Annotated in this window: 15 protein-coding genes; 5 read left to right on the top strand and 10 right to left on the bottom strand. The window is 68.2% G+C overall.

Annotated features, from left to right (window positions below):
- Positions 1–23: 23 nt before the first annotated feature.
- Positions 24–1499: a sodium:solute symporter gene (locus JVH1_RS13080; protein ID WP_009477704.1), complete on the bottom strand. Its 1476-nt coding sequence runs from the start codon at positions 1497–1499 to the stop codon at positions 24–26.
- 205 nt (positions 1500–1704) lie between these two features.
- Between JVH1_RS13080 and JVH1_RS13075 the strand changes: the two genes are divergently transcribed.
- Positions 1705–2595, top strand: coding sequence for a LysR family transcriptional regulator (locus tag JVH1_RS13075; RefSeq protein WP_009477705.1), 891 nt, complete (start codon positions 1705–1707; stop codon positions 2593–2595).
- A gap of 7 nt (positions 2596–2602) precedes the next feature.
- Here the strand turns inward: JVH1_RS13075 and JVH1_RS13070 are convergent, their stop codons facing one another.
- From JVH1_RS13070 to JVH1_RS13060, 3 genes are read right to left on the bottom strand one after another with little or no spacing between them, the layout of a single operon-like run.
- Positions 2603–3265, bottom strand: coding sequence for an IclR family transcriptional regulator (locus JVH1_RS13070; RefSeq protein ID WP_009477706.1), 663 nt, complete (start codon positions 3263–3265; stop codon positions 2603–2605).
- Between the two features lie 37 nt (positions 3266–3302).
- Complete coding sequence (locus tag JVH1_RS13065; RefSeq protein WP_043780883.1) at positions 3303–4451, bottom strand: CaiB/BaiF CoA-transferase family protein; 1149 nt, start codon at positions 4449–4451, stop codon at positions 3303–3305.
- Positions 4452–4462: 11 nt separating this feature from the next.
- A complete protein-coding gene (locus JVH1_RS13060) occupies positions 4463–5614 on the bottom strand; it encodes an acyl-CoA dehydrogenase family protein (RefSeq protein ID WP_009477708.1) in 1152 nt (383 codons plus the stop codon).
- 183 nt (positions 5615–5797) lie between these two features.
- Here JVH1_RS13060 and JVH1_RS13055 point away from each other — a divergent pair, with 183 nt between their 5' ends.
- Positions 5798–6172 carry a hypothetical protein gene (locus tag JVH1_RS13055; protein WP_009477709.1) on the top strand — a complete coding sequence of 125 codons (375 nt, stop codon included), beginning with the start codon at positions 5798–5800 and terminating at the stop codon, positions 6170–6172.
- A gap of 99 nt (positions 6173–6271) precedes the next feature.
- Here the strand turns inward: JVH1_RS13055 and JVH1_RS13050 are convergent, their stop codons facing one another.
- Entirely contained in the window at positions 6272–6475 is a 204-nt protein-coding gene (locus JVH1_RS13050) for a cold-shock protein (RefSeq protein ID WP_005244612.1), read from the bottom strand.
- Between the two features lie 232 nt (positions 6476–6707).
- Here JVH1_RS13050 and JVH1_RS13045 point away from each other — a divergent pair, with 232 nt between their 5' ends.
- Entirely contained in the window at positions 6708–7541 is an 834-nt protein-coding gene (locus tag JVH1_RS13045; protein ID WP_009477710.1) for an alpha/beta fold hydrolase, read from the top strand.
- Between the two features lie 20 nt (positions 7542–7561).
- Here JVH1_RS13045 and hutG read toward each other — a convergent pair whose 3' ends face one another.
- Genes hutG through JVH1_RS13025 form a run of 4 tightly spaced genes read right to left on the bottom strand, consistent with a single transcriptional unit; the run spans position 7562 to position 12964 of the window.
- Complete coding sequence (gene hutG / locus JVH1_RS13040) at positions 7562–8524, bottom strand: formimidoylglutamase (protein WP_009477711.1); 963 nt, start codon at positions 8522–8524, stop codon at positions 7562–7564.
- Positions 8521–9744, bottom strand: coding sequence for an imidazolonepropionase (gene hutI / locus JVH1_RS13035; RefSeq protein WP_011596997.1), 1224 nt, complete (start codon positions 9742–9744; stop codon positions 8521–8523). The genes hutG and hutI overlap by 4 nt, the downstream gene beginning before the upstream one ends.
- Positions 9745–9791: 47 nt before the next feature.
- Positions 9792–11468: a urocanate hydratase gene (gene hutU / locus JVH1_RS13030; RefSeq protein WP_009477713.1), complete on the bottom strand. Its 1677-nt coding sequence runs from the start codon at positions 11466–11468 to the stop codon at positions 9792–9794.
- Between the two features lie 59 nt (positions 11469–11527).
- Positions 11528–12964, bottom strand: coding sequence for a cytosine permease (locus JVH1_RS13025; protein WP_009477714.1), 1437 nt, complete (start codon positions 12962–12964; stop codon positions 11528–11530).
- Positions 12965–13194: 230 nt separating this feature from the next.
- Here JVH1_RS13025 and JVH1_RS13020 point away from each other — a divergent pair, with 230 nt between their 5' ends.
- Positions 13195–17889 (top strand): NAD-glutamate dehydrogenase, encoded by a 4695-nt coding sequence (locus tag JVH1_RS13020; RefSeq protein WP_009477715.1) that lies wholly within the window; start codon positions 13195–13197, stop codon positions 17887–17889.
- A gap of 99 nt (positions 17890–17988) precedes the next feature.
- On the top strand, positions 17989–18756 hold the full coding sequence (hutC, locus tag JVH1_RS13015) for a histidine utilization repressor (protein ID WP_043781026.1): 768 nt from the start codon (positions 17989–17991) through the stop codon (positions 18754–18756).
- A gap of 24 nt (positions 18757–18780) precedes the next feature.
- Here the strand turns inward: hutC and JVH1_RS13010 are convergent, their stop codons facing one another.
- Positions 18781–19374, bottom strand: coding sequence for a PadR family transcriptional regulator (locus tag JVH1_RS13010; protein ID WP_009477717.1), 594 nt, complete (start codon positions 19372–19374; stop codon positions 18781–18783).
- Positions 19375–19440: the final 66 nt, after the last annotated feature.

The following is a 19440-nucleotide window of genomic DNA, read 5'->3' as shown; positions in this document are numbered from 1 at the left end:
TCACTTTCGTGCGCTGATGCCACTCAGGCTATCGGTGCCGGGACCGGAACCGGGTCTTCCTCGTCCTTTCCCGACACTCGCGCGTTCCACACCGACATCACGTTCGCCGGGGTGGGTTCGGTGATCAGGCTGGTGGCCACGAACAGCACCAGGGCGCTGACGAGTCCGACGTACACCGGTTCGTTCGCCATGACGTCACCGACGACGAACATCGTCGCGATTGTCGCCACGGTACCCACCGCCATGGCCGCCATGGCCGCGGTTCCGGTGGCGCGCTTCCAGACCAGGCCACCGAGGATCGGGACGAGGAGCCCGCCGACCAGGATGTCGTAGGCGATCGTGAGCGCGGAGACGATGTCGTTGATGAGCGCGGCGATCACGATGCTGACGAGGCCGATCACGATCACGTAGAGGCGGTTGCCGCGTACGTCGGCTTCCGGATCGGACGTGTCCAGCTCGGGGCGTGTGCGGCCGAAGATCTGGGCGACCAGCGGAAGGACGTCCTGCCGGGCTACGGTGGCGGTGGCGATCAGTGCGCCGGACGCGGTTGACATCATCGCGGCCACCGCGGCGGCGAGGACGATGCCGCTGAGGCCGACGGGCAGGACGTGGACGGCGACGTCGGCGTACACGTCGTCGGACGACCCGATGTCGGGCATGAGGGCCGACGCGGCCAGGCCGATCAGTGCGCCCGCGACGCCGTACAGCAGGCAGTAGATGCCGGCGGTGACGCCGCCCCACCGTGCGACCTCCGGCGACTTCGCGGTGAACACCCGCTGCCAGATGTCCTGTCCGATGAGGATGCCGAGCGTATAGACGACGAAGAACGTGATGATGGTGCCGGTGCCGATGGTGCCGAGCCCGAGTGCCTGTTCGCCCACGCGCTCCTTGATGCCGGCGTACCCGCCCGCCTTGCTCCATGTGAACGGGAGGAGCAGGACGAAGACGCCGATGGTCTTGATGACGAACTGGACGACGTCGGTGAGCGTGATCGACCACATGCCGCCCATCGCCGAGTAGGCCACGACGATGAGGCCGCCGAGGACCACCGACAGTGTCCGGTCGAAGCCGAACAGCACGTTGAAGATGGTGGCGTAGGCGATCGTGGAGGTGACGGTGAGCATGAGGGTGTAGGCCATCATCACGAGACCGGACGCGCCGGTGGCGTCGATGCCGTACCGGAGTTTCAGCATCCCGGAGACGGTGTAGACCTTCAGGCGCTGGATCCGCGCGGCGAAGAGCAGGCTGAGCAGGAGAACGCCGGCGGCGATCGACACGACCAGCCACATTCCGGAGATGCCGTACTTGTAGCCGAGGCCGACGCCGCCGACGGTGGAGGCGCCGCCGATGACGACCGCCGCCATCGTGCTGGTGTAGAGGAATCCGCCGAGGCGGCGGCCGGCGACGAGGTATTCGCTGGAGTTGCTCGCCCGGCGTTTGCCCCACCAGCCGAACGCGAGCATCGCGCCCAGGTAGATCAGGATGATGGTGATGTCCATGGTGCGTCCTTCACGTGTCCTAGCGGATCGGTGATGACGGGCGCGGTGGTCCCGTCGGTGCCGGTCTCGTCAGACCGTTGCCCTAGACGGTAGGAGAACATTGACGTGAAATAAATCACTTGATACAAATAATCACTTCAGAAAATCGTGAAGTAATGGTGCGAGCCAGCTCACACCCTGTTTTCGACCCCGCCGGAGGAGTGCGATGCGCAGCTCGCTGCCCGATCTGAAGCTCCTCCAGATCTTCGCGGCCGTTGTCCGCCACCAGGGGTTCGCGCCCGCGCAGCAGGAACTCGGACTGTCCGCCTCCGCGATCAGCACCTACATGAGCCAGCTCGAACGGCACCTCGGCATCGTCCTGTGTCACCGCGGCCGGGCCGGATTCGGTCTCACCAGCAAGGGCGAGCTCTACCACAAGGAATGCCTGCGCATCCTCGGCGAACTCGAGGGCTTCGAACGCTACGGCGCCGCGCTGCAGGGGGAGCTCCGGGGAACCCTCACCATCGGCGTTCTCGATTCCACCGTCACCGACGCCACGCTGCCGCTCGCCGACGTGATCGGCGTGTTCAGCAAGGACCACCCCGCCGTCTACCTCGACCTGAAGATCCAGACCCCGCACGAATTGCAGGTCGGCGTGCTCGACGACCGGATCGACGTCGCAGTCGGCGCGTTCGCCTCACCGATGAACGGTCTCGTCTCCCAGGCGCTGCACCGGGAGCAGCACTGGCTGTACTGCAGCGACAAGCATCCGCTGTTCGGCAGGAAGCGGGTGCCGCCGGAGGTCATCACGCAACAGCGGATGGTGACCCGCGGCTACTGGTCCGAGCAGGAACTCGCCCGCCAGGGGTTCCCCCAACCGTCGGCGACGGTGGAGAACATGGAGGCGCAGCTCATCCTCGTGCTGTCCGGCGCGTACATCGGATACCTGCCCGAGCACTACGCGGAGTACTGGGTGGACCGGAACCGGCTCCGCCCGATCCTGCCGGCGTCGTTCGGCTATCAAGCACCGTTTTCGCTGATCTACCGGCGGGGCCGGGCCCGCGAACCGATGGTCCTCACGTTCCGCGAGTTCGTCCGGACCAGCATGGGTAGCTGACCGCCGCTCACCGGGTCGGGGAGCCCAGTTCGGCCGACAGCGCACGGCAACGCTCGACGAGAACCTGACCGTGCTGGGCGCAGAGTGCGTCGTCGAGGCGGAACGTCGGCCCGATGATGCTGAGCGCGCCCACGATCCGCCCCACCGCGTCGTAGATCGGGGCCGCCACACCCGTCGACTGGTCCTCGATGGTGTCGTGGGCGATCGCGTATCCCTCGCTCTGCAGGTCGCCCCGCAGCGCGGCGCCGACGGCCGTGCCCTCGAGCGGCACCGTCTGCCCCACCCATCCCATGTGCCGGATCGCGTGGGTGCCCTCGATCTGCGCGAGATACAGGGCTGTGCCCTTCGGGCCGTGGGTCGACAGGTACGTGGATTCGCGGGTTCCCTCCGCGATCGCGACCATCGCGGGCCGGGCCCGGGACAGCAGCTGGTTGTCGCTGATCGCCCGGGCGCCGATCTGGAGAAGTCGCGGCCCGGCCCGGTAGACGTTGTCGTCGCCGCGGACCAGGAATTCGCTCTGCTCCATGCTGCGGATCAGGCGCAGTGCGGTACTCGTGGCGAGGCCGGCGGCTTTCGCGGCGTCGCCGAGCGTCAAGCCGCCCTGCTCGGTGATCGCGCCGAGCAGTTCGAAGGTGCGGCTCGCGCTGCGGGTCACATCTCCGGGGGCCATGGGTTCTCTCCTGATTGTCGCGGGTGTCGGCGTGAATCTACCGCGACGCGATCTCGGACAGCAGGGGCTGCCGGTGTTCGTCGAGCAGCGGGCTGCGGCGGACCCCGGGGCGCGCGCTGTCGCCGAACACGACCGGCTGCCGGACGTAGTCGATCGTTCCCGCGACCGGATGATCGAACGACTCCACGAGTCCCCGGTGCCTGCTCTGCTCGGACGACAACGCCTGTTCCACGTTCCAGATCTCGGAGCTCGCCAGTCCGGCCGCGCCGAGGACCGCGACCACCTCGGCAACCGTCTTGTCCTTCGCCCAGATCTCGATCTCCGCGCGCAGGGCCGGTTCGTGATCGGTGCGGGACGTGTCGTCGGCGAAACGGTTGTCGCCGAGAAGGTCTGCGCGATCCATGGTGCGGGCGAGCTTCTCGAATCCGGACTGGCTGGCGACGGCCAGGACGAACTGGCCGTCCGACGCCCGGTACGTGTCGAACGGGGTGGAGACGGGATGGCGATTGCCCACTCCCACCGGTGCGACCCCCGACGCCTGCAACTGGCTGTGCGCGGTGGGGAGCATGGCCAGCATGCTGTCGAACATGGCGACGTCGAGGTGTTGCCCCACACCCGATTCCCGCGTGCCGACCAGGGCGGAGCTGATGCCCCACGCCGCGAACAGTCCCGCGACGAGGTCGCCGAACGATTCGCCGAGCCGGGTCGGCCCGGATTCGGGGGAACCGGTGATGCTCATGATCCCCGACATCGCCTGCACGACGAGGTCGTAGGCGGCCGAACCCGCGAGCGGCCCGTCCTGCCCGAAACCAGAGATGGACGCGTAGACGAGCCGGGGGTTGCGGGTGTGGACGGTGTCGTAGTCGATGCCGAGGCGGGCGGTCACGCCGGGCCGGAAATTCTCGACGAGAACATCCGCCGTGTCGAGCAGGTCGAACAGCACCTTCCGGTCCGAGTCGTCCTTGAGATTCAGTGCCAGCGAGCGTTTTCCGCGGTTCAGCACGTTGAAATAGATGCTCTCGCCGTCGCGGAACGGGCCCAGGTGCCGCGAGTCCTCGCCGGCGGCGGGCTCGATCTTGACGACGTCGGCGCCGGCGTCTGCGAGCAGCGCCGTGCAATACGGTCCGGCGAGGACGCGGGAGAGATCGACGACGCGGACGCCGTCCAGGGGAGGCAGGGGAGGCATCACAGGCCCTCTCAGAAGTCGGTCGAGCGCGGGGACGGCGCGTTGGAGGCGATGGTGAGCAGCTGGATCTGCGAGGTGCCCTCGAAGATCCGGAGGATCCGGCAGTCGCGGTAGAGGCGTTCGATCTCGGATTCGCGCATGAAACCGGCGCCGCCGTGAATCTGCACGGTCTGGTCGACGATCGAGAAGCAGGCCTCCGTGGCCACGTACTTCGACACGGACGCGGCGCGGCGCAGGTCGGCCCCGGCATCCTTCACGTCCGCCGCCCAGTCCGCGGTGACGCGGGAGGCGACGAGCTGCGCGTCGCACGCGCCCAGCAGCAGCTGAATCGCCTGGAATTCGGCGATGGGGTGTCCGAACTGCTTGCGCTCGGCCGCGTAGGAGCGTCCCAGTTCCCAAGCGCGCAGGGCGATTCCGTTGGCCATCGCGGCCACATCGATGCGGGCGCGGTTGAGGGCGGTGAGCGCGATGTTGCCGCCGCGGCCCTCCGTTCCCACCACGGCGTCGGGGGGAAGCACCACGTCGTCGAGGAAGACGGTGTAGGTGGGGGCGGACCGGATGCCCAGCTTGTCCTGGGGCTCGGAGTAACTCACGCCGGGGGTGCCCTGGGGGAGGACGAAGGCGGTGATGCCGCGGAAGCCAGCGGACGGATCGGTCTTGGCGAAGAGGACGACCAGGTCGGCCTCCTTGGCGTTGGAGATGTACGTCTTCGAACCGGACAGGTGCCACCCGTCGTCCTCGCGCCGCGCCGTCGTGCGCATCGAGGCGATGTCGGAGCCGGCGTCCGGTTCGGTGAGGGCGAACCCGGCGAGCAGCTCACCGGACGCGAGCCGGGGCAGCCACCGGCGCTTCTGCTCCTCGGTTCCGCCGACGAGGATCGGCTCGAGCCCCAGGTAGTGCGCGGTGTAGATCGAGGCGAGGGCGGCGTCGGTGCGGGCCACCTCCTCGATCGCGATCAGCTGTGTCTTGGTGGACAGGCCCAGTCCGCCGAACTCCTCGGGCACCGAGATGCCCATCAGGTCCTGTTCGCCCAGTCGCTTCACCAACTCCGCCGGGAACTCCCGCGTCTCGTCACGGAACGCCGCGCCGGGGTGGATCTCACGGTTGGCGAATGCACGCACTGCGCCGCGGAACTCGGCGGCGTCGAGCAGCTGATCGGTCACGGAAACTCCTGTCGGAAGATCGGGATTGCCACCTAGTGAAATGACAATGCCACTTGGTGGCATATCGACTATGAAGGAGACCGGCGAATTTGTCCAGGGGTGCCGGTGTCCACGGCACGGAAGCGGGTACTCGACCACGGACGCACAGCGCACACTCCGTGCGGCACGGCAGAGGGAGGCTTCATGCGCACGATCACACGAGGGATCGTCACCGCGGGAACGATGATCGGCGCGGTTTTCGCCGGCGCGGGGACGGGCGTGGCGGAACCCGCCGTGCCGTCCGGCACGTATCAGGGAACGACCACCGCGCCGGCGGGTGAGTTGATCTGGAAGGGCAAGACGTTCCAGGGCGGCACGGTCGTCAACAACTTCGCGTTCGGTCTGACCGGTCTCGCGGGCACGACCTCGCAGGACGGGAACGGAAACACCGTCATCGACTACGGCCCATCGGGTCTGGGGTTCCTGACCGACAGGATTTCCCCCAACGCAGACGGGACCTACACCGGGGCCGTGTACGTGGGCGGCAACCAGGTGGGAAGCTTCGGCCTCGCGAGATAGCTGTCCCGGGGCCTGTCACCACAACGAGGCCGCACCGCTCGGGTGCGACCTCGTCACAGTGTCATCTGCGACCTCGTCGCAGTGTCATCGGGGCGTCGGTCAGACGGCCCGGACATTCTGGGCCTGCGGGCCCTTCTGGCCCTGTCCGACCTCGAATTCCACCCGCTGGTTCTCCTCCAGCGACTTGTAGCCGCTGCCCGAGATCTCGGAGTAGTGAACGAACACGTCCGCGCTGCCGTCGTCCGGCGCTATGAATCCGAAGCCCTTCTCGCTGTTGAACCACTTCACAACACCCTGCGCCATACCGTTCACTCCCTGCAGTTGCCGCCCGGGACCTCACATCGAGATCCCGTTCGCGTGGATATCATCCTGTCATCAAGGCGCGCGTGCTTCCAGTGGTACGCCCACGATTCCTGCGAATCCGGGGCGCTGTACCAGGTCTGCGGAAGAAATTTTCCCCCTCGACCGATGATTCTGCCCCTCGGGGGCGGTCCTACCTGCGACCGAGAATCACCATCCCGAACGAGGAGAACCGATGAATTCCACATCGACCGCCACCGCCGACGCCCGGATCCTCGACGTCCCCGGTGCCGGGCTGTACTACGAAGTGCGGGGCACGGGTCCCGTCGTGGTGCTCGTCGGCGCCCCGATGGACGCCGACTCCTTCGCGCCGGCGGCGGATCTGCTCTCGTCCGACTACACCGTGCTCACGACGGACCCGCGGGGCATCCACCGCAGCCCGGTCGACGACCGGGATCGCGATTCGACCCCGGAGATGCGCGCGGACGACCTCGCCCGGCTCCTGATGCACCTCGACGCGGGCCCTGCCGTGGTGTTCGGCTCCAGCGGCGGCGCCGTCAGTGCGCTCGCGCTGGTGCAGGCGCATTCCGAGCTGGTCCACACCGTGATCGCCCACGAGCCGCCGCTGGACGAGTTACTCGACGACCGCGAGCAGCTGCGCGTGAAGACCGACGAGATCATCGACACCCACCTGACCGGGGATGTCGTGGGGGCGTGGAGGAAGTTCCTGGCCCTGGCGAACATCCACCTGCCCGAGGAAGCGTTCCAGCAGATGTTCGCGGGCGAACGGGATGCGCAGACGGAGGCGGACGACTACTTCCAGCACGCGCACATGCTGCGCCCCACCACCCGCTGGTGCCCGGACGTCACCGCCCTGAGCTCGGCGCCCACCCGCGTCGTGGTCGGGATCGGCGAGGAGTCGGGTGGCCAACTCTGCGACCGTACGTCGCGGGCGCTCGCCGCCGGACTGGGCGTCGAGCCCACTATGTTCCCCGGCGACCACATCGGCTTCGCCCACGACCCCGCCGCGTTCGTCACCCGTCTGCGCGCAGTGCTGGGGGAGGTCTGAGCGGACGCTCCCGGGTGACCTCACACCGCGATCGGGATGCGTTTCGTGACGATCCGATGGATCAACCGGGCGGCGGTGCGGGCCGTGCGGTTGTCGATGTCGAACGACGGATTGAGCTCGGCCACATCGCACACCGCGAGTTTTCCGCTGGCGGCGACGGCGTCGCACACGAATTGGATCGTCTCCGCCGGAACGCCGTACGCGGCGGGAGCGCTCACTCCCGGCGCGACCGCGGCGGGAAGGACGTCGAGGTCGATGGTGAGGTAGACGAGATCGACGTCCGACAGGAACTCGCTGACGAAGACGGCCACCCGGTGCCGGTCGGAGACCGAGCAGTCGTCGTCCAGGAGGTAGCGGACGTCGTATCCGCGTGCGGTGTCGAACAGTGCGGTGGTGTTGCTCGGCTGGCTGATGCCGAGCACGGAGTACTGCAGGGCGGTGCCCGACGCATGCTCCTGTTCGAGGATCTGCCGGAACGGTGTGCCCGAACTCGGGACCGGATCGGACCGCAGGTCGAAGTGGGCGTCCAGGTTCAGGATCCCGATCCGCCGCTTGGGTGTGCGGACGGCGGCCTGTGCCAGACCGAGGTACGTCCCGTAGGCCACCTCGTGGCCGCCGCCGAGGACCACCGGGAACTGGCCGGCGTCGAGCGTCGCGGCGACCACGGAGCCGAGCGCCATCTGCCCGGCCTCGAGACGATTGTCGGTGACCGCGACGGTGCCGGCGTCGTAGACGCGGAGCGGCTCGGCGAGCGCCATCGACGACAGCGCGCCCCGCAGCGCGTCCGGGCCGCGCGCCGCCCCGCGGCGTCCCTTGTTCCGCTCCACGCCCTCGTCGCTCGAGAAACCGATCAGCACGCAGGCGCCGGGCTCGGCGCCGTCGTGAAGGGGCGTCACGGCCTGGTGCCAGCGGAGGTGGTGACTCGACGTGCCGTCCACCCTGCCGACCCAGGGGGGCGGGGGAATCAGCAGGTTCTCCATCATCGCAGGGCCCTCGCTTTCTCGTGACCGGTGTGCGCGGACCAGGCGAGTTCGCCGCCCCGCCACACATCGCTGACCAGGGGGACGCCGGGCCGGTAGGCCAAGTGTAGGTACGACGGCGCGTCCAGCGCGAGGACATCGGCCCGCGCGCCGGGACGCAGGACCCCGACGTCGGCACGTTGCAGCGCGCGGGCACCGCCCGCCGTGGCCGCCCAGATGGCTTCGTCCGGGGTCATGTGCATGTCCCGCACCGCGATCGCGATGCAGAACGGCAGGCTGGTGGTGTAGCTGGTGCCGGGGTTGCAATCCGCACCGAGCGCCACCGTGACACCCGCGTCGAGCAGGGCCCGGGCGTCCGGGTACTTGTTGCGGGTCGAGAAATCCGCGCCGGGCAGGAGAGTGGCCACCGTCGAACTCTGCGCCAGCGCATCGATGTCGGCCTGCGTGGTGTAGCAGACGTGGTCGACGGACGCGGCCCCCAGTTCGACGGCGAGCTGGACCCCGGGGCCCTCGCGGAGCTGGTTGCCGTGGACGCGGGGGATCAGGCCCTTCGCCATCCCGGCGGTGAGAACGGCGTGTGCCTGATCGCGGTCGAACGCGCCGGTCTCGCAGAACACGTCGATCCATTTCGCCTGCGGTGCACAGGCGTCGATCATCTCCGAGCACACCATGGCGACGTAGTCGTCGGCCCGCCCCGCGTATTCCGGCGGCGGAACGTGAGCGGCGAGCAGCGTCACCTCGTCGGTGAGGGAGGCTGCGATCCTCGTGCTGCGCAGTTCGTGCGCGACCGTCTGCCCGTACCCGGTCTTGCACTCCACGGTGGTGCTGCCCGACCGCAGGGACTCGTCCAGCAGTCGCCGCGTGTTCGCCTGCAGTTGTTCGTCGGTCGCGTTCCGTGTCGCCTCGATCGTGTTGCGGATGCCACCCGCCGCGTACGGCTGTCCCGCCATCCGCGCCGCGAATTCCTCCGCCCGTTCCCCGCCGAACACGAGATGCGAGTGGCTCTCCACGAAGCCCGGCAGCACCGCCCGGCCGTCGAGATCGTGCCCGACGTCCCCGGCCGGCGCCGAGTCGGCGCTGCCGACCCAGGCCACCACGCCGCCGTCGAAGACGACGGCGGCGTCGCGGATCAGCCCGAGCGGACCTTCCCCCACTGTCGGGTCGTTGGTCACCAGGGTGCCGATGCCGGTCAGCACTGTGGAGCGGGAGGTGTTCGCTGTCACTGCTGTTCCTTCCAGTGGTTCGAAAATACGGTCGCTCGGGCCTGCGATCATCCTTCGGACATCGGCACGCGCACGCCACGCTCCTTGGCGACGTCGATCGCATGGTCGTATCCGGCGTCGACGTGCCGGATGACGCCCATGCCGGGATCGTTGGTCAGAACCCGCTCCAGCTTCTCGGCGGCCAGGTCGGTGCCGTCCGCGATGCACACCTGACCGGCGTGGATGGACCGTCCCATGCCGACGCCGCCGCCCTGGTGGATGGACACCCACGACGCCCCCGACGCGGTGTTGACGAGTGCGTTGAGCAACGGCCAGTCGGCGATCGCGTCGGAGCCGTCGAGCATCGACTCGGTCTCGCGGTACGGGGAGGCGACGGATCCGGAATCGAGGTGATCGCGGCCGATGGCGACGGGCGCGGACAGCTCGCCGGACGCCACCATCTCGTTGAACTTCAGGCCGGCCTTGTGCCGTTCGCCGTAGCCGAGCCAGCAGATCCGGGCCGGCAGACCCTCGAACGCCACCTTCTCGCCCGCCATCGTGATCCAGCGCTTCAGGTGCTCGTTCTCGGGGAACAGTTCGAGGATCGCCTTGTCGGTGGCGGCGATGTCCTTCGGGTCACCCGACAGCGCGGCCCAGCGGAACGGGCCGAGGCCCTCCTCGAACAGCGGACGGATGTAGGCGGGCACGAATCCGGGGAAGTCGAACGCGCGGTAGTAGCCGGCCTTGCGGGCCTCGTCACGGATGGAGTTGCCGTAGTCGAACACCTCGGCGCCCTTGTCGAGGAAGCCGACCATCGCGGCGACGTGCCGTGCCATCGATGCGCGGGAGTCCTCGGTGAACTTCACCGGGTCCTTGTCGGCCATCGCCTTCATGTCGGCGAAATCGATCCCGAGCGGCAGGTACGACAGCGGGTCGTGTGCCGACGTCTGGTCGGTGACGATGTCGATGGGGGCGTTCATGGCGAGCAGTTCGGGGAAGATCTCCGCGGCGTTGCCTTCGAGGCCGATCGACAGCGGGCGCTTCGCGTCGCGGGCCTCGATCGCGAGACGCAGGGCGTCGTGGATGTCGGTGGCCTTGGTGTCGAGGTACTTGTGCGCGATCCGGCGGTCGATGCGAGTGACGTCGCAGTCGACGCAGATCGCGACGCCGTCGTTCATCGTCACGGCGAGGGGCTGGGCGCCGCCCATGCCGCCGAGTCCGGCCGTCAGCGTGATGGTGCCTGCGAGCGAGCCGCCGAAGCGCTTCCGGGCGACCGCGCCGAACGTCTCGTACGTGCCCTGCAGGATGCCCTGCGTGCCGATGTAGATCCACGACCCGGCCGTCATCTGCCCGTACATGATCAGGCCGAGGGCGTCGAGCTTGCGGAACTCCTCCCAGTTGGCCCAGTCGCCCACCAGGTTCGAGTTCGCGAGGAGGACGCGGGGCGCCCACTCGCTGGTGCGGAACACGCCGACCGGCTTCCCGGACTGCACCAGCATCGTCTCGTCCGACTTCAGGGTCTTCAACGTCCGGACCATCGCGTCGAACGCCTCCCAGCTGCGCGCGGCCTTGCCGGTGCCGCCGTAGACGACGAGCGAGTCGGGATGCTCGGCGACCTCGGGGTCGAGGTTGTTCATCAGCATGCGCAGGGCGCCTTCTTGCTGCCAGCCGAGAGTCGTCAGTTCGGTGCCGCGGGGCGCCGACACGTGGCGGGGTCCGGAAACCGGAGGCGTCGTGGTGGTCATGTCGTGTACTCCTTGATGGTCGAACGAGGAAGAGGGAATAGTCTGGGTGTCAGCGTGATTCACAGTCGCGAATCCGCCATCGCGGTATTCGCCGGATAGATCATCGACGGGGGCGGGTTGCTGCTGCGCCGCGCGAGTGGGTAGTAGATGGCGCCGGTGAAGACGATGCCGACGATCCACGAGATGTCCGCGCCGCCCAGCATTTCCGTGACGGGCCCGGTGTAGAGCTTCTGGGCGAGGAACGGGATCTGCGCGAGAACGCCGACGGTGTAACAGATCATCGCCGTCTTGTTCCAGCGGCCGTAGCGGCCCGCCGGGTCGTACAGCGCCGGGATGTCCACGCGCTCCTTGGAGATGAGGTAGTAGTCGATCAGGTTGATGGCGCTCCAGGGGGTGAAGACCATCAGCAGGACGAGGACGAAGTTCTTGAAGTTGTTGAGGAAGTCGGCGCTGGCGCCGATCGCGATCAGCATCGAGATGGCGACGAACCCGATGATGTACAGGGTGCGGGCCCGGGACGAGATACGCGACTGTCCGTTGAAAGCGGTCACCGTGGTGAGGATCGACATGAATCCGCCGTAGGCGTTGAGGCAGTTGACGGTGAGCTTCCCGACCAGGATCACCAGGTAGATCATCAGGGCGATCGCGGCGGGTCCGGCGAGTTCGCCGATGAAGCCGACCTGGTCGCTGAGGAACGCATCCCCGGCCACGGCGGCGACGAGTGCGCCCAGCGTCATCGACCACTGCGAGCCGATCACGCTGCCCGCGAACGTCGACCAGAACGTCGTCCGCTCGCTCGTCGAGCGCGGCAGGTAGCGGGAGTAGTCCGCGACGTACGGTCCGAACGTCAGCTGCCAGCCGGCGCCGAGCGAGATCGCGAGAAGGAACGTGACGATGTCGAAGTCCTTGTTCCCGACGAACGCGGCCACGTCGTACTCGGCGAACAAGCGGATCGCGAGGTAGGTGAATCCGAGGATGCCGACGACGGTCGCGATCTTGCCGACCACGTGAATGAGTTTGTATCCGGTCACTGCCACGAATGCGGTCATCGCGCCGAAGATGAGGATGCCGACCGTCGGGCTGTCGATGTGGAGGATCTCGTTCACGGCCTGACCTGCGAGGACGCTGCCGGTGGCGGCGAAACCGAGGTACATCAGGACGACGAGGACCAGCGGGAGCACGGCGCCCAGAACGCCGAACTGGGCCCGGCTCGAGATCATCTGGGGCAGGCCGAGACGCGGTCCCTGGGCGGAGTGCAGCGCCATGACGGCACCGCCGAAGACATTGCCGATCAGCAGGCCCACGATGGCCCACAGTGCGTCGGCGCCGAAGACGACCGCGAGGGCGCCGTCGACGATCGCGGTGATCTGCATGTTGGCGCCGAACCAGAGCGTGAACTGGCTGCGCGGAGATCCGTGACGCTCGTCGTCCGGAACGACGTCGATGGTGCGACGCTCCGGCGCGAGGCTGATCTCGGGAGGTCCCTCGTGTGTCATAGGCCTGTTTGTCTCTCTGTGACGAGTCCGGCGCTGCTGGGTCGGTCCCGGGTGCTCTGTCCCATGTCCTGAATCCAGTGTGCTCTGACTCACGTTTTTTATCGCCTTAGATGTATAGTCCTGTATAGACAACCCCCTGTCAAGCGTTCTCCAAGGACCCAGCCGAGAGGCGTGCCGGCCCGCCACTGCACCAGTCGGGAGTGTCGATGCTTCCGACGGAAGGTACTGACATGAGAGTAATTTCGACGTCCTCACATTCGCTCGAGCGCGATGAACAGCAGTTTTCCGCTCCGGAAGCGCCCGAGCGTTTCCGCGACCTCTACCTCCGCACCGCCGGCCATCCCTCCGCCGACGGCGCAGATCCGCAGGCGCGTGATCGCATCGCGAACACGCACCTCGAGACCGGGTGGAACCGGAACCCCGGGACCGCGGTGGTGCGCGGAATCGACGCCGCAGACCCCAGCGGGATCGGGCCCGCGGTGCAGATCGTCACCGACGACATGGCCCTGCTCGTCGAATCGGTACTGCTGACCGCGGCCAGGGTCGGCGCCCCGATCGAGGAGGCGCTGCATCCGGTCCTCGTCGCCCGCCGCTCGGAGTCGGGCACCCTCACCGACCTTCTCCCGATCTCCGACTCCGGGACGGCGGAGTCGTGGATTCACGCGGGTCTGCGCTCCGACACGCCGGACTCGGTCGTCGCCGCACTGGTCGAGGCGTTGAACACCGTCCTCGCCGACGTACGCCGGGTGGACCGCGATCTGGCGCGCATGCGCGAACTGCAGATCCAGGTCTCCGACCGACTCGACTCGCAGACCGGGCAGGATTCGCTGTCCGAAGAACTCCGCGAGGCCGCCGACTTCCTGCGCTGGTGCGAGGCGGGCAACTTCACCGTCCTCGGGTACGCGCGGTACGGCGCCGACGGCGCACCCGAGGAGAGTCTCGGCGTGCTCCACGACCGGGAGGGCGATCGGGCGCCGGCCCCGGAACCCGGCCCCGTCCTCGCGATCGGGCAGGCGGCGCTTCCGGTGTCCGTGCACCGGTCGTCGTACCCGTCGGTGGTCGGAGTTCGGGCCGGAGGAGTGGAGCACCGCTTCGTCGGCGCGTTCACCCCCGCGGGAAGGCACGAGAACGTCCTGGACATCCCGGGCGCGGGACGCAGGGTGCGGGCCCTGCTCGACCGGGCCGGTTTCGACATCGACTCGTTCTCCGGGCAGGCCGTGCTGCAGGTCGTGCAGGCGCTGCCGCTGACCGAGTTGTTCGCGGCGAGCCCGGACTCGCTGCACTCGGCCCTCACCGAGGTCGCCGGCATCACCGCGCGCGAGCACATTCACCTCTTCCTGCGCACGGACGTCCCGGGCGAGAGCATGTCGGCGCTGGTGTTCATTCCCCGCGATCGGTACAACACCCGGACGCGCCTGGCGGCCCAGCGCGTCCTGCTGGACGAACTGGACGGCACCGCAGTCGAATACACCACGAACGTGTCGGAGTACCCGCTCGCGATGGTGCACTTCACGATGCGGGTCCCGGTGGACACCGAGGTGACGGACACCCGGCGACTGGAGATTCAGCGTCGAATCTCCCGGGCCTGCCGGACCTGGGACGACCGGTTCCGCGACGAACTCGACACCGCCGAACGTGATCTCCTCGCACACTATTCGGAGCATTTCCCGGAGGTGTACAAGCACGATTTCGACGCCCGGCGAGCCCATGCCGATCTGGTGGTGTTCGAGAGACTGACGGACGGCGCGATCGACACGCGGCTCGACGCGAACGCGGCGGAGTGGCGCTTCACGTTCTTCGTCGGCGGTGCACCCGCCTCGCTCAGCGATGTACTCCCGATCCTGCAGAGCATGGGTGTCGCGGTCCTCGACGAGCGCCCGTACACGGTCGCGAACAGTCGCGGAACGGTGTGCTGGATGTACGAGTTCGGGATCCGCTACGCGTCGCCGGGGCCGGTGGACGACGCGCTGCCGCGTCGTTTCACGGAGACCTTCGCCGCGGCCTGGGCGTCCCGCGCCGAGACGGACAGCTTCAACGAACTCGTGCTCCGCGCGGGCCTGGACTGGCGTGAGGTGGAGGTGCTGCGGGCATACGCGCGGTACCTGCGGCAGGGTGGATTCCCGTACAGCCAGAACCACATCGCCACGGTCCTCGGTGATCATCCGGAGATCTCCCAGGCGCTGATCCGGCTGTTCGCCGCGAGGTTCGATCCGGACGGCACGGATCCGGACGGCGCTCAGGAGTGCGGCGAACTGATCGCGTCGCTGGAAACGGCGATCGGCGACGTCCTCGGCCTGGACGCCGACCGCATCCTGCGCGCCTACCTGAACGTGGTGCTGGCGACGCTGCGCACCAACCGCTACGCCCGCCCGGGCCGGGAACGGCAGGTCCTGTCGTTCAAGTTCGATCCGCAGCGGATCCCGGAACTGCCGCAGCCGAGACCCCGCTTCGAGATCTACGTCTACTCGCCGTGGGTCGAGGGCGTGCACATGCGGTTCGGCGCCGTGGCGCGGGGAGGGCTGCGGTGGTCCGACCGCAAGGAGGACTTCCGCACCGAGGTGCTCGGCCTGGTGAAGGCGCAGGCGGTCAAGAACTCGGTGATCGTGCCTGTCGGCGCGAAGGGCGGGTTCGTCGTCGCGCGCCCGCCCGCGCCCACCGGCGACCCGCTGCGCGATCGGGACGCCCAGCGCGCCGAGGGTGTTCGCTGCTACCGCAGCTTCATCAGCGGACTGCTGGACGTCACCGACAACGTGGACCTCGCGACCGGTGCCGTGATCCCGGCGCCGCGGGTGGTGCGGCACGACGGCGACGACACGTACCTCGTCGTCGCCGCGGACAAGGGCACCGCGACGTTCTCCGACATCGCCAACGACGTTGCGGCACGGTACGGGTTCTGGCTGGGTGACGCGTTCGCGTCGGGCGGATCCGTCGGGTACGACCACAAGGCGCTCGGCATCACCGCCCGCGGCGCGTGGGAGAGCGTGAAGCGGCACTTCCGGGAAATGGGGATCGACACCCAGTCGCAGGAGTTCACGGCCGTCGGGATCGGCGACATGAGCGGCGACGTGTTCGGCAACGGAATGCTTGCGAGCCCGCACATCCGGCTCGTCGCCGCGTTCGACCACCGGCACGTGTTCCTCGACCCGAACCCCGACGCGGCCACGTCCTTCGCGGAGCGGGAACGGCTCTTCGCGCTGCCGAGGTCGTCGTGGGCGGACTATGCGCCCGGTCTGATCAGCGCCGGCGGCGGAGTGTGGGAACGATCGAGGAAGAGTGTTCCGATCAGCGAGGAGGCGCGGCGCGCTCTCGGACTGAACCCCGGGACCACCGAACTGTCCCCACCCGACCTCGTCCGCGCGATCCTGCGGGCACCGGTGGATCTGCTGTGGAACGGCGGCATCGGGACATACGTGAAGTCGGGCACCGAAACCCACCTCGACGTGGGGGACAAGAGCAACGACGGCGTCCGCGTCGACGGCGCCGACGTGCGGGCCCGGGTGGTCGGTGAGGGCGGCAACCTCGGCTTCACCCAGTTGGGACGCATCGAATTCTCCCGCTCCGGAGGGCGAATCAACACGGACGCTCTCGACAACTCGGCGGGCGTGAACTGCTCCGACCACGAGGTCAACATCAAGGTCCTGCTCGACGCCCTGGTCAGCGGCGGCCGTCTCCCCGCCGACGACCGCGCCGGTCTGCTCGCCGAGATGTCCGGGGAGGTGTCGCGACTCGTACTCTCCGACAACGTCGCCCAGAACGACGTGCTGGGCACGTGCCGGGCCGACGCCGCCGCGTCCCTCACGGTGCACGGACGGCTCATCGGCCATCTGGAAGGGCGCTACGGTCTGGACCGCGCCATCGAGGTGCTGCCGTCCAGGAAGGAGATCGCCGCCCGGGAGCGCGCGGAGACGGGACTCACCTCGCCGGAACTCGCGACCCTCATGGCGCACGTCAAGCTGGCGCTGAAGTCGGACCTGCTGGCCGGCGACCTCCCCGACAGTCCGGCATTCTCGGACGCCCTCGCCGGGTATTTCCCGCGCAGGCTCCGGGAGTCCTTCGGCGACGCCATCGGCGACCATCCGCTGCGCCGGGAGATCGTCGCGACGGTCCTCACCAACGACGTCGTCGACAACGGCGGCATCACCTACGCCTTCCGGTTGGGCGAGGAGGCCGGGGCGAGCAGCGCCGACGCCGTGCGGGCCTTCGCGGTGGTGTCGGCCGTGTTCGACCTGCCGTCGCTCCGGCGCGACATCCGCGACGCCGACCTCGACGCCGCGCTCTCGGACGACCTCACGCTGTTCACCCGGCGGCTGCTCGACCGGGCGTCGCGCTGGATGCTGACCCGCAGGCCCCAGCCGCTCGCGGTCGGGGCGGAGATCGCCCGATTCCGTGACCGCGTCGCGGACCTGACACCGCACGTCGCGGGCTGGCTTTGCGGTGAGGACGCGGAGAATCTCCGGAGTCGAACGGCCGCGCTGGTGGCCCGCGGTGTCCCCGCGGACCTGGCCGGACGTGTGCAACTGCTCCTGGACCGGTTCGCGCTGCTGGACATCGTCGAGATCGCCGACATCACCCAACGCGATCCCCGCGAAGTGGCCGAGGTGTACTACCGGCTCGGGGAGTGCCTCGGGTTGGTGCACCTCCTGGTGGGGGTCTCGCAGCTGGGACGGGGAACCCGGTGGAACGCGCTGGCCCGGTTGTCGTTGCGCGACGAGTTGTACGACACGGTCCGGGCCCTGTGCCTCGACGTGATCTCGGGCAGTGAAGTGGTCGACACCGCGGAACAGAAGATCGGGGAGTGGGAGGACCGCAATGCCGCCCGGCTGGCGCGCGCCCGGCACACGCTCGACGCCGTCGAGGAATCGGGGGAGCACGACCTCGCCGCCCTCTCCGTCGCGACCAGGCAACTGCGCAGCATGGTGAGGTGACACGAGGCGCACCGCGCGATGAGGGCTTACCCGTGCAGTCGGCCGATAGACTGCAACGGCCGACTGCACGGGAAGTTCATCGGTGTTGCAGAGGGATGGGTGTCAGTGGTGGAGATCGCAGTAGTCGACGCGGAGCTTGCTGCGTTGTACAACGGACCGGGGACGGAGTCGGCCCCGGCGTACGAACGCGTCAAGCAGCTGATCGTGTCGCAGATCAACGCCGGCCGCTGGCAGGAGGGCGATCAGCTGCCCTCGGAGAATCAGCTCGTGGGCGCTCTCGGCCTCTCCCGCATGACCATCAACCGCGCGCTGCGCGAACTCAGCGCCGAGGGTCTCGTGGTGCGCCTGATGGGTGTGGGGACGTTCGTCGCGGCCACGAAGACAGCGTCGTCCCTGTTCGAGGTCAAGAACATCGCGGACGAGATCCAGCAACGCGGACACCGCCATCGAACCGAAGTGGTGTACGTGCGTGAGGAAGACGCCGATCCGGCGAACGCCTTCATCCGGGATTCGATCCGCGGCAAGGTGTTCCACTCGCTGATGATCCACTACGAGGACGACACACCGATCCAGCTCGAAGACCGGTTCGTCAATCCCGCCGAGGCGCCCGGGTACCTCGATCAGGACTTCACCCAGCAGACGCCCAATCACTATCTGAGCGTGGAAGCTCCCCTGACGAGGGGCGAGCACGTCGTCGAAGCGATCCTCGCGTCGCCCGAGGAATGCCGGCTCCTCCACATCGACCGCGCTGAACCGTGCCTGATGATCCGGCGCCGCACGTGGTCCTCGCGGGGGCTCGTCAGCGCCGCGCGTCTTGTCCATCCCGGTTCGCGGAACCGGCTCGAAGGGACGTTCGGAACAGCCTGACCGGGGTAGATGCGGACAGGAGACTCACGGCTGCACGTCCTTCGTCTGCGGGGCGGGCCACGTGAGGTGGCCCGCGTGGATGTCGGAGATCGTCGACGTGATCCAGGCGAGTTCGCTCCGCGCCGCGTGGAGTGCGTAATCCGCTTCGACGACGAACAGCGCGGGCACTCCGTCGTCGAGCGCTCGGGTGAGCCGTTCCTGGTCGGATTCGATTCTCGCGGTGAGTCGTTCGGCGCGCTCGGTCAGTGCGTCGACGGCGCCCTCGCCTCCCAGCGCGCCGAGGTAGCTGATCGCCGCGAAGAACGGTGAGAACTCTCGTGCGGCACTGCGGATCTGGAGGTCGAGTCGCCTCACGAGTTCCGCGTGCCCGGCCTCGGTGAGGGCGTAGACGGTGCGGGCGGGCCGACCTTCCCGTTGCGCACGTTCGTGTTCCTCGATCCAGCCCGCCGCGGCGAGGGCCGCGACCACATTGTTCAGCGAACCGCGATTGAGCGGCCACTGGCCCTCCTCGCTGCGCTCGCGCAGCGTGACCTCCAACTGGTACGGGTGCATCGGCGATTCGAGGAGCAGGCCGAGCACCGGCAGGACGAGAGGATTGTCGAGGGCGCGCGCAGGCATGGTTGAAATATATCAGTTTAAATAAACTATGACGAAGTGCGCGGTTCGGGTACCACGACCTCGCCT

Origin of the sequence: Rhodococcus sp. JVH1 (assembly GCF_000280725.2) — a bacterium.
GTDB lineage: Bacteria > Actinomycetota > Actinomycetes > Mycobacteriales > Mycobacteriaceae > Rhodococcus_F > Rhodococcus_F jostii_A.
This window is presented reverse-complemented; position numbering and strand designations above follow the sequence as displayed.